Consider the following 14,669-nt stretch of genomic DNA (forward strand, 5'->3'; position numbering starts at 1 on the left):
AATTATTTATAATCTGGGCAACACAATACATGGTATTTATTAACAATCTATGGTTGAAATGTTTATACTTTTTAAAACTATACAATGAAGATGATAATAATTACTGAATAACAGGTTAAATTTTTAATATGCCGTATACAAAAATAAGAAGACGGACGGGTAAATGCGATATCTTATTGTATATCTGAGCGTAAGCAATAATAAAAGGGTAAATCAAGGTAATAAAAATACGGGTAATTACTAACGTGAAAATCTATGATGTTATCTGACAAGACGGATTATAGTGATAAAGTTGGAAGAAAGAATAGAGCTGAAGTAATTGTTACAAATCCACAAATTATTAACGGGGGACAAACAGCATATACACTAAGTATAATTTATGAGGAGTGTATAAAGAATAGCACAACTATAGATATTTTCAACAATAAAGAAGTTTTACTAAAAATTATAACATTCAGTGATGAAAATACTTTGCAAAGTACGCTCAATGGAAATAGATTAAAACTAATAGAAGATATTTCTATTGCCACAAATCAACAATCACCAGTAACAGAAGCAGACAGACGAGCAAATGACAAAGTTCAAGTTGAGTTACAACGAGCAATTTTTAAAGAGTTCGGATTGTATTATGAAAGAAAACGAGGAGAATACGAAGATGGGCTGCGAAAAGGATATATTGACAGTGATGAAATTATTGATCGTGAGTTATTTTTGAGAATTTGTTTATCAGCACAAAATAATCCATCAGTAGCCAGACGCAGTGGACAAGGAAAATTATTTAATAAAAACACCTTTGATGATATCTTACCTAATATTTCCGCCTACAGAAAATATGTATTCGTCTATAAAACTTATGAAAAAATTCCTCAAATCTCTGGTTCTTTCGGCAATGCTGTTAGCTACAGAAGATACGCTGTTACTTCTGTTATTGCAAATAAATTTACTGACGATATAAAAGCCGAAACATTTGATGAAGTGATTGAACGCAATTTAAAGATGGTATTAAACAAATGGTTGGACTTTGAGAGTTTTGCAAGAAACCAAAAACACAATGAAGGTTTCTTTACAAGTATTTTTGATAGCACAACGGGACAAAGAATTGTTGAGGCAAATTGGAATGGTTACTATAAGGGAGGTTCGCTAATAGGAGACCTCAATTCATTTTTCAAGCTCGGACTCTAGGAAAATGAATAACAGTATTCCATCCGCCATAAGTAAGGCATCGTATAGTGCCAGCCTAATCTCGACATACACTGAAACAAGTTCAGGGATTGCGTCGGAACAAGCTATGAATCCGTCTTACACAGCTTGGGAAGATACCTCCGGTAAAACTTCAATTGCCCGCTTAGAACGCTCGTATTCTAAAGTTCCTCGAACAGTTTGCCGAAACCGCAAATTTTATGGCACACCTGTTCAACAATAGTGAACGCTTTTATCCTTAATTTAGACGAAGCATTTTTTATAGTATAAAGATTTTGTGGTTAAAATCACTTATACTACATTTCACAGAGCCTGGGGGAATGATTTAGTGCAACAAGCCGGCAAACGGGCAATGTGGGATTTGTCGGTTAAGAAAGGTGGTTGGTCTACAAAACATGAAAACTTAACTCGCATATAAAGCTTTCTAAAATCCGCACTACAGTTGCAGACGTATGTTTGCAACCATTTCAATAAGCACAGTAAACAGAACCTTATATGAAAAAAATGAACATTATTGCTGATTCTGAATTTGGGGATTTTTTAGCAAAGAAACCTCTATATTATAAAATCATGACAGTTTCAGATTTTGAGAAAAATGATAATAACTATTCAAATCCATTAGATTTTAAAGACAAACCTTTCAAATTCAAATGTCCTATTGAAAAAGAAACTCAAACATTCAGAACGGAATTGTACTATAAGGATTCAATGTTTGATAGAAGTATCAATAACATGCTCAATTCTGATAAACTTCCAATTTATTTTGACGAGAAAACAAAATCATTAAATCTTACAATACAACTTATCGGAAGATGTCAGTCGTGTGGAGCAACTATTGATTTTTTGGTACAAGCATATTCAGATAAATCCTGGGATGAAAGAGAAAATGGATTAAATATTTATATCCAAAAAATAGGTCAATTTCCACCGTATGAAATATCACCTGATAAGATTGTTGAGAAGTATTTAATTAAAGAAGATTTCGATAATTATAAGAAGGCATTAGCAAACCTTTCTATTAGTTATGGTATTGGAGCATATGCATATTTTAGGAGAATAATAGAAAACGAGATTAAACGGATTATTGAGGATATTTCAACAATGGATTTTGAAGGAGCTGAGAAAATAAAAGAAGCCCTGAAATCATTTGAATCTGACCATCAAATGGCAAATTTGATTGATGTAGTAAATAAATTTCTACCAAAATCACTTACAGAATTAGGAGACAATCCAATTAGATTACTTTATGAACAATTATCAGGCGGAATTCACAGTTTTTCAGATGAAGAATGCTTACAAAAAGCAGAAATGATTGATATAATATTATCCTATGTGGTAAAGAAGGTAAATGAGGAGAAATATCAGATAATGAATGTTAAAGAAGCAATGAAAAAATTAAGAAACGGTTAATAATATATGAGGCTTCATGTGGCGCAGCCTTATCCGCATTGCGGCGGGATTAGCTATGAAGCCTTACTTATTAAGCGCCAATCGATTCAGAGGCCTGGTCGATACCGGGCACCTTTAAAACTATTTCCTTGTGAGTGTTACCCGTGCAAAAGGCTGAAGCTTCCCGCCCTCTTCACTATCCATCAGCCACTGCCAGGAGTCGGCGGCTTTATTGTATGAGAAGGTGGTGTGGAAGATACTGCCGTCGCTGCCCTTAAACAAGAACGCTATCTCATCACCACTGGGTTTTGCATGGCCGATGGCCTGAGCCGAGAGGCCACCGCCACCGGTTGAGTCGAGCCACAGGCAAGCGTACTGGCCCGTCGACTGATCCCAGCCGATGAAGACAATCGCTTCATACGCCGCCTGACCATTGGCGTCCTTCTCGCGCGACACTTCGTATAGTCGCACATACTGATGGCCCAGCACCCACTCTGCGGTAATATCGTGCGTCGTCTCTCGTCCGGCAATGGTGCCCTGAAGAACCCACTTACCGATCAGATGATCAAGTAAGGTATCCTGAAAGGTTGGTTGTTGTGCTAAAGCCGGGAAAGAAACCAGAATAAGTGAAGCAAGGATTTTAGTAAACTTTCTCATTGGGTGATTCCTCCAAATATTATGATGCCTCGGATGCCTAACGGACTGGAGCTAAGCTGTTTGCAATGTTCAGAACGTTAGTAAAATGTTTGTTGATATATGAATTACCGACAGCATGAAAATATTTTTAATCTGAATACAAAATTTTCACCGCGCTATTGCAAATCAGCTTGAGCGACTGGTTAGGCAGCTCATCCTTTTGTAAATAAATTATGAGCTTAGTTCTAATAGACAATTATCTCCAAAATAATCCAAAATAATTATTTTATTGAAACCTCCACGGTCAGTAATACCAGTCTTAATTTCTTCAACTTCATATGGTTCAAGATTCCATGACATCATTATATCAACAAGAACCAACCACCAATCCTTATATAGATGTTTACATGGCTCAATTTTAGTTTTCTTTTGCTGAATACAATGTAAAATATTTTGTATGTACATCTGAACAACCAATCCACCACTATCGTCATCTGAACTTATTGCATGACGAAAGACGCGATTAGAAACAATTTTAGATGGAAAAATGTCAAATGTAATATTATCATTGACATACAACTCACAAGGCACCTCCCTCTTACCATTAATAAAACTTTCCAATGCATTCGTCATATCTCTGACGGTACTCTTACGATTTCCTTGAAAAGGACGTTTATACATAATACCAACGTAGTAAGAATGTCCATCGAATTTTTTATCAAATGATTCGAGCACTTGTTTAAGAATATTGTGAAGTGAAATAGAAAGCTCTTCTAAACCACTTGATTTTTCACCATCAAAGAAATTTTCATTTAACCGCCTCACCTCAATCCCAATACTTGAATTTAAACTGAAATCTGGAGGTTTTTTGTAACCTTGAGGTTCAAACTTTACTTCCCCTATTGAGAGTGCAAGCAAATATTTTTCGACTGTTTTTTCTTGTTGATCCATAATATTTACATTGAGCTGCCTAACTACTAGATAGACTGCAAATTTGAAGTCTATCACTTGTCAGACATCCATTAAACAAATTAGTTATAAAATAATTACTAAAAAATCGAACTATATATATATTGCAGACAAAATTCATTAACTTTATAACAAACATAAAATATAAGGATGACAAACCCAAAAAATATTGAGAAAGGTAATTTTTAAATCCCTTTTAGCTCTTTACGGTTAAATCAATAAGATTCAAATTTTTCAGTGCTTTGTCTGTAAAATTTGAGTTTCACGAATAAAAACAAGGATGGGAAAAGGCTCGGACAAAGCTATTGTGATCAGATTTGTTGATGCAATTAATGATCATAACATAGATAAAATAGTTGACTTAATGTCAGAAGATCATATCTTTATTGATGCTTGTGGAGATAAATATGTTGGTAAAAAAGGGATGAAAGATGGTTGGAAAGGCTATTATGCTTTATTTCCTGATTATAAGATTGACATTTCAGATATCATTGTGAATGACTCGATTATTGGGTTATTTGGATATGCAAGTGCGACTTACAAAAATATTAAAGATGAATCGAATAGTAATTTCTGGAGAATTCCGGCAGCATGGAAAGCAATAGTCGAAAATAATAAGATAAAGCACTGGCAGGTATATTGTGATTATTCAAAACTGCTTAAGATAATTGATAAGAATAAATAATATAGCGCTTGCACGTGAACGTAATTCACAACTCAAAAGCACCACATGAATGAAAACACGAAAGGAATTAAGAGAGGAATATAAGCAGATGCATTACAAAATGGTGGTATTCTAAATTAAAAAATATAATCAGTGGTACGGTGTTTATTGGAAATGGAAACTGATTGTTGAGACTCAAATATTGTCAAATGCCATAACACAATTCAATGAAAAAAATATGATTGCATTAAAAATGAATAATTTTAGACTTAATCCTTTTCTACAAGCACTTATCTCCATCAGTTTAATACTCTATTCTTGTTCAAATCAATCAAAAAGTAAACAACAAAATACCAATAATTTTGAAAATAAATGCAGCGATACCAGCGGCATTATGGATGGGGTATTTGATATTCCTGAGATAGCCGTATTAACTTCTCCAAATACTGCTCAGTCCTTTACATTTCAAAATTCTGAGAAAGTAATTGATTTTGAAGTTTCACCAACAGGATTTTATGTAGCAGCTATTGTCGAAGACACGGATGGAAATGATTTCATTAAGTTTTGGCAAATCGGGAAAAATGAAATTTGCGATAGTTGCCAATTGCCGGATGGATTTAAAGCTAATTCTATTGCCTGGCATCCTAAAGCAATGGCCTTTTTTATAATGGGGAAAAGGAAAGCAAATTATCAAATATTTAGGATTCAAAGGAATAATAAAGGTTGGATTATAAATAGCATTTTTTCTTCACCAAAAGAGTTAAGAAGGCTTATATTATGCCCTCAGCCTTTCATTATTGGCTATGATAATAAGAGCAGACAAGACTATTATTCCTACCGTATATTTTTCGGAATGGATAATGGTGACAAATCATACAGGATAGTTTCCGTTACTGAAAATGGCAGTCGTTTTTATCAGGTTATTGGGCCAGCCGGTACATTCACAAACTTTGAAGATGCCGGCGCAGAACCAAGTAGGATGGAAGCTGATTGGGCATTACCGATTGCTTTCCATCCTGCAGGACATCAATTGATTTGGGAGAACAAGAGTAATAACTTCTTTGTAGCAAGATATGATTCCCAGTATTGGGGTGATTTTAAGCCACTGAATATTGCAGTAAGCAACATTGGCACTATTACTCCAACCCCCAATGGTTTAGGTGTTCTCCATTGGCAAAAAGATAAATCCGGAATTGGGGTTTATCTTCTATCTACAAAAAAGGAAGAGATTCAAATACCTGAATATCTTTTCATTTCAACGCCATCATCCGTGCCAGATGGAAAAGGAGTTGTCGGGTTGACAATGTCAGATGGACAATACACCTTGAATTACGTGCCTATTGATCTACCATTAGCAGATGTCATTAATGCCTGGATGTTTGCAGAAACCACTGAAGAAATTAATTTATTTGAAAAACATTTTGGTTTATTTCGGCCTAATCTTGAAGATCAACTTTATAAATTATATGAATCTGAAAACTACTATTGTAATAGTTATGACAGGAACTCGCCTACCAGACCTTATCTGGTGACAACCGATATTTTTTGGGAATTGTTTGGTGCAGCATACCAGGGGCTATTTATTGTTAAAGAACGGGATGAGGCAATACCGAACTTTTGGAAGTTTGTCAATGAAGCTGATGCATATATTAAAAACACAAATAAGAATTTAACCTGGGCTCCTGTTTTCACAGCACTTAAAGATTTTTATTCAGGAAATACTCAAAATCCGGAAGTCGTCAGAATTCAAAACGAAAGGGATTGTTTTACCGAAATTATAAATAAAAAATACGCATATTCTGATTTAAAACCAAGAGGTCATTATACTTCAACGCCTGAAATGGAAAAATACTTCAAGGCATTTCGCTATTTTACTACTATTTACGAATTGAAACACGAGGCTTTAAAAGAATTAAACATAATGCCTAAAGAAATCATCAGGTATGCAGAAAAATGGATCGAAAGCTATTATGGATTTATTTCTCCTTCAAGGTCACCTTTGGTTTGGAACAATCTAAAAAGAGATATCCCTGATTATTGCCAATATCCAGGCATGGATTTAACTATTTTTCCATTGTCATGGGGATTTGATAATGAAATTTTTTATTCGACCGTATATCATAGAAATTTTCCATCAGAACTTCAGGTAACTGGCCCCAATGGTCCAAGACTACTTCCATCTGGTTTGGATTTGGCTGCTGCATTCGGTAATAGTTTTGCTGAGAATTTGTTAGATTCGGATTACAAAAATTACCCACCATTGCGGAAAGTAATCCAAAATTTAAAGGGAAATTTTAAAGAAAATGCCAGTGAATCTGATTTAAAGGATAACCTGTATAATCAATGGATTAACGCAATCGCGGTTCAATGGGCAGATACAGTTAATTCAACAAATGGAGCTATAGATAGAGAAATATGGCAAACCAAGCGTTTACAAACAGGATTGGCAACCTGGGCTACGCTCAGGCATGCAACTATCCTGGTAAATGAAAGAAGTGCAGCAGAGTGTGGTGAAGGTGGTTTTGAAGAAATTTTAATGAGAGCACCACGAGGTTATGTGGAACCAGATCCTTTTACGTTTGCAACGATAGCAGGTTTATTTGAGAGTGCAATTAATCATGTCCCAAAAAGTACCGCTGATAAGTCTGATATACAAGAATCAGATGGTCCTGAAAATCGTTCTTTGTATGATGGTATAATTGGGAGATTGAAAGAAGCTGCTCAAGAAGCACGTACTTTTCAATTAATGGCTGAAAAGGAAAGAAAGGGTGAGGCACTTACTAACGAGGAAAATGAAAAAATTCTTTATGTAGCCAGCGCAGGTGAACATTTGTTTTTGGTGTTCAATAGTCTTTCGAACAAAGATTACGCTCTTTCGAACCCGGATCCTATTGCAAAAATTGCCGATGTTGCGGATGATGGTATTATTACTCATTACCTGATGGCTGCTGTCGGAAATGCAACGGAATGGAACTATATTGTACCTTTTTACGGAAGGCATCAAATTGTTAAAGGTTCAATTTACTCTTATTATGAATTCCCTTCAAATCAAATTCTAAGTGATAGTGAATGGCGGGAGAAAGTAAATTCACAAGAAATATTATCATGGATCAAACCATATATAACTTATCAAAGTGCCTCTGGAAGACCACAAACCTGCTATTAATTTCCCTTTTTGTCATTATTGCTCAAGGTTGTAAGAAGGATTATCCGGAAATACATATTTTATTTGTAGGTGACATTTTACTTTCACGCAATGTAAGAGCAGAATTTAAAATCCGAAATACTTCTCCATGGGAAGATTTGAAACCTCTTTTTCAATCGGCTGACCTTGTCATAGGCAATTTAGAGGGCGCCGTTGGTAAATATGAGGACCAATTACCATCTAATTCAGGTTCACCAGTCTTTAATGTAGAAAATGCTCATATTTCCTTACTCAGTGAAGCTGGTTTTAAGATTATCACACTTGAGAACAATCATAGTTGTGATTTAGGCGAAGGAGGCAAAGAAAAAACTATTGAGGCACTTCGGAATTGTAACATTTCTCCCGTTTTTTTTGATAATTCCCCGCAGTTTTTCACGATTAAAGATGTTGTTATTGCTTTGTTGACTCTTAATATAGTACTTGGTCGTGACTTTAATAGAAATGAAATTTCTTCAATCGAAATAAAACAGAAATTGAGGCTGGCAAGCTGTTTGGCTAATATCGTAATTGTATCGATCCATTGGGGCAGTGAATTGCTTGAGTGGCCGAATAGAGAGCAAAGAGAAACCGCCGAATGGTTAGTAAATAATGGTGCTGATGTAATTATAGGGAGCCATCCGCATGTTATCCAAAAACCTGAAATGATTGAAGACAAACCTGTGTTTTTCTCCCTTGGAAACCATTTGTTTGACCAAAAATATCCAGGAACGAAGGAGGGGTTAATCGCTGATATTAGTATTCGCAATGGGAAATATCAATGTAATGGAATCATCACTCATACAAAAGCAAATTCTTTCTACCCTGAAATTACAGAAAATAGGAACTTCAATTTAAAACCTCTATCATTGAGAAGTAGTATGATACATATAAATGGTTTTACCCTCAAGCCATTATCAATATCAGATAGTTGTCAAGATAAAATTATTTTGGAGGCCTTTCAAAATGGGGGAAAAACCTGGAGAACTCATCCGGTATCAGTCATTTCAATTACTTCGAGTAAGCTCGATGGAGTAAATGAATATTTATTTACTCTTGAACGACACTATTCAAGTTTAGACGGAGAGATCAGCCTAAGACCATATGTATATAGTGCAGATAATAAGGGTCTTATAGCAAAGTGGCGTGGTTCAGCATTGGCATGGCCATTACTAGATGCTGTTATATCCCCACTTGACAATAAAGTGTTGTGTGCATTGCATCGAGGAGATTCATTTGTAAATCCTGATAGCACAGCAACCCAAACACATATAGCTGCTTATATATGGAATGGGTTTGGATTCACCGGAATAAATGATTCACTAATTTGTGAAAGTTGCAAGAAATTGTTTGGCAAATGATATCCCTCTTTGCCAGCACATTGTCGATTTCCAAAGGCTTATAGTCATCGCAAAAAAATAAAATAAATTTGTGTAATGTATACCTTAATGGTTATTCCGCTGTCCAAAAACTCATAAGTGCAATGCTCTACAAATTTAATTTCCGGATATTTACTCTTGTTGAATGCTTTAATGCGCAAATGTAACTTACAGTTTGGAGTGAAACTTTTGGGGAGTAGCCTTTATATTAAAATCCAGGGTTCAGTTCAATGGGTAAAAAAAATGCAGGGCACTAACTAGCGCCCTGCCATACAATAGTAAAAACCCAAAAACTGTATTGCCTAATAAGCTGAGCTTATTAATAGCCTTGATTCTGTTGAGCGTTTGAATTGTTCCTCATCTCATCTTGCGGGATGGGATACAATTCATTTTTTCCGGCTGCAAATCCCAATGGGCCCAGTACCTCTGCTGCCATCCCCCATCTAATCAAGTCAAGGAATCTCACGGCCTCAAAGCAAAGTTCCATTTGCCGTTCTTTAACAAGTGCCTGGAAAAAATCTCCTGCATAAGGTGCCAGGTGTGCTCTTTGTCGTACCTGGTTCAGATAGGTTGCTGCTTTTCCATTATTGCCGGCACGATAGTTGGCTTCTGCAGCCATTAATAAAACATCGGCATATCTTAGCAGGCGGAGATTGGTGCCATAATTCAGTTCAGCCACGGCTCCGCCCGCGTTACTGGTTTCATCTAACCTGGTGCCGTATTTTACGCGAATATAGCCATCCCATCCCCAGGATGTCTCGTTAGTCCAATCACCACCCTGGGCACGAAGATCTTCTAAAGAAAGTATGGATGCCGGTCTTCTTGTTATGTCTCCTGCTTCAACAAACACCTGGTAGGCATTATCATTTGGATAGTTAAATCCCCATCCTCCGATCAACCCTGTCGTTCCGGGCACGAAATAGTCACCTCTCGGACCCGTAAGCTGCCAGGTGATGTTATTTTCCATGGCACGGTTACCACCCCATTGGAATGTCCCCCAGTCATATCCCTCGGTAGTTACCCATGATACTTCGAAAATTGACTCAACTCCAAATTCGGATTCTTTAAGAAAAAGTGTCGAGTAATCTTCCTGCAACTGATATTCATTCGAAACGATCACTTGTTCAAATGTTTGAGCAGCTTCAGTCCATTTTTCCTGATACAGGTAAGCTTTTCCCAGTAATGACAATGCAGCTCCTTTCGAGGCCCTGAAAATATTTGCAGGGTCATATTCGCTTTTCTCCGGCAGATCTGCTATTGCTTCTGTCAGGTCAGTTTCGATCTGAGCGTAAAGTTCACCAGTTGATTTGAAGGGCTGGTTATATTCACTCGGAGCGGGCTCTGTTAACATCAACGGGCCTTTCCCAAACATGCTTACAATTTCAAAAAAATAGTAAGCCCGTAAGAATTTGGCTTCTGCAATTATTTGTTTACGCAGGTCTGTGGCAGGTTCCACATTAGTAATCACTTTATTTGCCCTGTAGATCCCAAAATAGTTTGATTGCCATACGGCTGTGATGGTAGCATTACTGGCCCCATAGGTGAAATTTCCCATTTCCTGTAAAGGAGGCTGATCCCCTGCATCTCCACCTCCTACATTTGATTCATCAGAAGGGAAAGTTTTTACAAGGTAAGCGCTGTTCCAGTCGCGTGCATACATCCACTGAAGGATATCGTAAGTTGCCATGATGGCTTTTGTAGCATCTTCATCAGTATTGTAAAAGAGGTCTTCCGACATTTTACCGATTGGATCTACATCTAAAAAGTCTTTTTTGCAAGCAGTAGTTGCTACAATCATTGCAAAGACAAACAGTATTTTATATTGAATTTTCATTTTTATATATTTTTGGTAAAACATTTTGGATTTTTATTCAACTTGTTAGGTTTATTAGAAAGAGCATGATAACCCAAATAAAAACGTTCTGGGTGTAGGATATAATCCACGGTCTATTCCCTGGCTGTTATCATCAGGGGAACCTGCTTCGGGATCCATACCCGGGTAATTGGTGAATGTGAAGAAATCATCTAATGACACATAAAACCTGAGGTTTTGTATTTTCATTTTGTCCATTACTTTTCCCGGAAGTGTATAACCTAACTGGATCTGCTTGATCCTGACGTAGGAACCTTTATATACCATCAGGTCACTGTTATAGATAAAAGGATTGGACTGGTCAGCACGTGGCCGTTCGTTTGTACTGCCTTCGCCTGTCCATCTATCATCAAAGAAAAATTGCGGCCTATTGGAAGTAGACCTGTCGTAACGATTCCAGCCCAGGAGGATATCCTGACCATGAACTCCCTGTAAGAATAACCTCAGGTCGAATCCATGATAGGCAAAGTTGAATATAGCACCCCACATAAAGTGCGGATGCGGATCACCGATAGAAGTCTGATCCTCATCATTGATCAGGTTATCACCATTGGTATTAACTACAACGGGATCACCCGGAACCGGATTGTAACCGGCTAAACCGCCATTAGCCTCTTTGTATGCATCAATTTGTTGCTGATTTTGAAATATACCATCGGTTTTATACCCACGGAAATACCATACGGGTTGATTCAATTCTAACCAGGTTGCGGTCCATCCGGTCCCGACGGAGTTACCTTGGACCCGGTCGAGTAATGGATTCAGGTAAGTAACTTCGTTATTCAACCATGTTAAGTTAAAATTCATATCATACTTGAACGCACTTTCATATTTCCTCAAACCGATTTCAAATTCAACACCTTTATTGGTTACATCACCGGCATTTACAAAAGGTGCATAATTACCTACTGAAAGAGGAGGTGTACCTGGGGTCAGAAGGTCTTTTGTAGTCTTGTTGAAATAGTCGAAACCAAAGGATAATCTGTTTGCCCACATGTACATATCCAAACCGATGTCAACTTGTTCGCTGGTGGCCCAGACAAGTTCAGGGTTAGCCAATAATTCCGGTTCGGCACCGGTATAGAATCCGCCCCCAGGTTTTGGGTATTTAATTCCAGAAGTAGTAATTAAAGCCCTGAACTGATCGGGACCAAGTCCTGAGAGCATACCATTTTGTCCCCATGAGGCTCTGATTTTCAGGAAATCGACGAAATCAACATTCCAGAAATCCTCACCGGTGACGATCCAGCCTGCAGAAACAGACGGGAAATTTCCCCACCTGTTATCAGTACCCAGCAGTGACGTTCCATCACGACGGAAAACAAAACTAAGAAGGTATCTGCCATCATATTCATAGGAAGCCCGTCCAAAGTAGGATACAAGCCTGTCGTCACGAAGACTGCCACTCACCTTTCCATCCACTTCAACATCACCATGTTCCGCAAAATTGTCATCTTCGGCAAAAATGGGTCCGGAGATAGTAGTCAGATATTTATGCGTGTATTGCTGTGCCGACATACCTGCAATTACATTAATATGGTGTTTATTATTAAAGATGCTATCGTATGTCACGAAGTTTTCCAACATCCATGTAGACCATGTATCCGTATTATCTCTGACATTGGCCTGTGTATTCATTCGTTCGGATGAGAACCAGAATGAAGGATACCATGTATGGAATAACTGGTTAGCGACATCAACACTGGCCCTGGTGGTTAAAGAAAATCCTTTCCATGCTGCACCACCCAGGATTGCATAAATGTTACCCATAAATTTATCCTGTTTGGTAGAACCTTTCGCGATCTCTAACTGGGCTAATGGATTTGCGATCTCACCTTTAACATAATCTGAAACGCCATAATACTTTCCATCACCGTTCTGTACGAGTGTGTATCCTTGGTCCAAAGCACTCTGTGCATTATCGGACAAAGCACCTTCATAAATGACCGGTGTCAGTGGATCAAGCATTAACGCCGAAGCAATGAGCCCCCCGAATTCATCGTCTTCTGTAATAGCATTGCGCCTGAAATGATAATATGTCAGGTTCGTCCCGACTTTCAACCAATTTTTAACCTGTTGTGTTACATTAGTACGCAAGGTAAAACGCTCTAAATTAGATTTATCGCCACCAACCACACCGTCTTGATTCATGTATGATCCTGATATATAGTAAGACCCCAAATTTGTGGCCCTGCTGAAAGAAAGATGATGCCTTTGTTGCATTGCATTTTGCTGGATCTCATCCATCCAACTGGTATTAATTGAGCTATTGGTTGGGATTTCGACACCCACATTAGCTTCATTTACCCATGTGGCATAACTTGAAGCATCCATTGGATGAGTATATTTGCCAATACTCTGCGTGCCGATTTGAAAATTATAGCTTACCAGTCCTGTCCCAGTTCCTGTAGTTTTCACTCCTTTTTTTGTGGTAATGAGAATAACACCATTGGCAGCATCAGCCCCATATATGGCTGCAGAGGCTGCATCTTTCAGGACCTCGACGGATTCAACATCATAAGGTTCAACATTATCAATATCCCCGGTCCTGATTCCATCAACCACATAAAGTGGCTGCGCGCTACCATTGGTACCGACACCCCTGATCACCACCTTCAAACCCGATCCGGGTGAACCAGAGTTGTTTGTGACACTGACACCCGTCAATCGACCTTGCAATGCCTCATTAACCGTGGCAACCGGGACTTCGGTGAGCTGTTTGGCATTCAAATTTGCTATTGCACCTGTGACATTCGCTCGTTTTTGGGTACCATAACCTATCACGATAACTTCCTCAAGGCCAATAATATTTTCAACCAATGCGATATCAACGGTTTCTCCCTGCTTCATTTCTTTCTCATAGGTAGTATAACCTACCATGGAGAGGGTTAGTACCAGGGATGCATTGGATGAATGCAACAGGAATTTGCCATTGATGTCCGTCATTGTTCCGTTGGTTGTACCCTTTTCGATAACATTAACGCCAGGTAAAGGTCCACCGTCACTACTATGAACTGCTCCTGAATAGCTGTACTGCTGCTGTGCAGTAATAGTAAATGACACACTTAACAACAGAATTCCTATAACTAACAGGAATTTTTTTGCCATAGTGTTTACTTTTAAATAATTGTAAAATTCTGTTCTCATAGGTTTTTCATTTAGGTTTTTGATAATTTGTTTTAATCGTCTGGATTCATAAAAAAGACAATTCGGAAAAAGTTATTCAGTATTATTTACACATAAGGGTACCTCTAAAAACTTTTATTTATTAGAAATTTGAAAGACAAAACAACCATACTTTAAATTTTCAGCTCCGAAAGCCTCATCATATTGGGCTAAACGGTGCTGGACTTATAATCGTTCTTTGACTTTTTGTAT

9 protein-coding genes are annotated in these 14,669 nt (G+C 37.7%); 5 read left to right on the top strand and 4 right to left on the bottom strand.

From position 1 onward, the window contains the following. The first annotated feature begins 255 nt into the window (after window positions 1-255). Together NT175_06820 and NT175_06825 are read left to right on the top strand one after the other, a co-directional pair. Complete coding sequence (locus tag NT175_06820) at window positions 256-1,182, top strand: AIPR family protein (protein MCX6234426.1); 927 nt, start codon at window positions 256-258, stop codon at window positions 1,180-1,182. A 513-nt stretch (window positions 1,183-1,695) separates the two neighbouring features. Then, window positions 1,696-2,610 (top strand): hypothetical protein, encoded by a 915-nt coding sequence (locus tag NT175_06825; protein MCX6234427.1) that lies wholly within the window; start codon window positions 1,696-1,698, stop codon window positions 2,608-2,610. 120 nt (window positions 2,611-2,730) lie between these two features. Here the strand turns inward: NT175_06825 and NT175_06830 are convergent, their stop codons facing one another. Beyond that, window positions 2,731-3,246 carry a hypothetical protein gene (locus NT175_06830; GenBank protein ID MCX6234428.1) on the bottom strand — a complete coding sequence of 172 codons (516 nt, stop codon included), beginning with the start codon at window positions 3,244-3,246 and terminating at the stop codon, window positions 2,731-2,733. 210 nt (window positions 3,247-3,456) lie between these two features. Then, on the bottom strand, window positions 3,457-4,176 hold the full coding sequence (locus tag NT175_06835; protein ID MCX6234429.1) for a hypothetical protein: 720 nt from the start codon (window positions 4,174-4,176) through the stop codon (window positions 3,457-3,459). Window positions 4,177-4,474: 298 nt separating this feature from the next. Here NT175_06835 and NT175_06840 point away from each other — a divergent pair, with 298 nt between their 5' ends. From NT175_06840 to NT175_06850, 3 genes are all read left to right on the top strand, one after another. Then, a complete protein-coding gene (locus tag NT175_06840; protein ID MCX6234430.1) occupies window positions 4,475-4,879 on the top strand; it encodes a nuclear transport factor 2 family protein in 405 nt (134 codons plus the stop codon). Between the two features lie 217 nt (window positions 4,880-5,096). Beyond that, window positions 5,097-8,024, top strand: coding sequence for a DUF3160 domain-containing protein (locus NT175_06845; GenBank protein ID MCX6234431.1), 2,928 nt, complete (start codon window positions 5,097-5,099; stop codon window positions 8,022-8,024). After that, on the top strand, window positions 7,964-9,400 hold the full coding sequence (locus NT175_06850) for a CapA family protein (GenBank protein ID MCX6234432.1): 1,437 nt from the start codon (window positions 7,964-7,966) through the stop codon (window positions 9,398-9,400). Before NT175_06845 ends, NT175_06850 begins: the two co-directional genes overlap by 61 nt. A 337-nt stretch (window positions 9,401-9,737) precedes the next feature. Here NT175_06850 and NT175_06855 read toward each other — a convergent pair whose 3' ends face one another. Together NT175_06855 and NT175_06860 are read right to left on the bottom strand one after the other, a co-directional pair. Further along, window positions 9,738-11,252: a RagB/SusD family nutrient uptake outer membrane protein gene (locus tag NT175_06855; GenBank protein ID MCX6234433.1), complete on the bottom strand. Its 1,515-nt coding sequence runs from the start codon at window positions 11,250-11,252 to the stop codon at window positions 9,738-9,740. 54 nt (window positions 11,253-11,306) lie between these two features. Continuing rightward, window positions 11,307-14,399, bottom strand: a complete 3,093-nt coding sequence (locus tag NT175_06860; GenBank protein ID MCX6234434.1) for a TonB-dependent receptor — start codon at window positions 14,397-14,399, stop codon at window positions 11,307-11,309. Window positions 14,400-14,669 lie beyond the last annotated feature (270 nt).

It is taken from the genome of Bacteroidota bacterium, assembly GCA_026391695.1.
GTDB lineage: Bacteria > Bacteroidota > Bacteroidia > Bacteroidales > JAGONC01 > JAPLDP01.

What these genes read in the sequence shown, in the direction of transcription:
- NT175_06855 (MCX6234433.1), bottom strand. Translation starts at nt 11,252, where the DNA reads ATGAAAATTCAATATAAAATACTGTTTGTCTTTGCAATGATTGTAGCA.
- NT175_06850 (MCX6234432.1), top strand. Translation starts at nt 7,964, where the DNA reads ATGGATCAAACCATATATAACTTATCAAAGTGCCTCTGGAAGACCACA.
- NT175_06835 (MCX6234429.1), bottom strand. Translation starts at nt 4,176, where the DNA reads ATGGATCAACAAGAAAAAACAGTCGAAAAATATTTGCTTGCACTCTCA.
- NT175_06820 (MCX6234426.1), top strand. Translation starts at nt 256, where the DNA reads ATGATGTTATCTGACAAGACGGATTATAGTGATAAAGTTGGAAGAAAG.
- NT175_06845 (MCX6234431.1), top strand. Translation starts at nt 5,097, where the DNA reads ATGATTGCATTAAAAATGAATAATTTTAGACTTAATCCTTTTCTACAA.
- NT175_06840 (MCX6234430.1), top strand. Translation starts at nt 4,475, where the DNA reads ATGGGAAAAGGCTCGGACAAAGCTATTGTGATCAGATTTGTTGATGCA.
- NT175_06825 (MCX6234427.1), top strand. Translation starts at nt 1,696, where the DNA reads ATGAAAAAAATGAACATTATTGCTGATTCTGAATTTGGGGATTTTTTA.
- NT175_06830 (MCX6234428.1), bottom strand. Translation starts at nt 3,246, where the DNA reads ATGAGAAAGTTTACTAAAATCCTTGCTTCACTTATTCTGGTTTCTTTC.
- NT175_06860 (MCX6234434.1), bottom strand. Translation starts at nt 14,399, where the DNA reads ATGGCAAAAAAATTCCTGTTAGTTATAGGAATTCTGTTGTTAAGTGTG.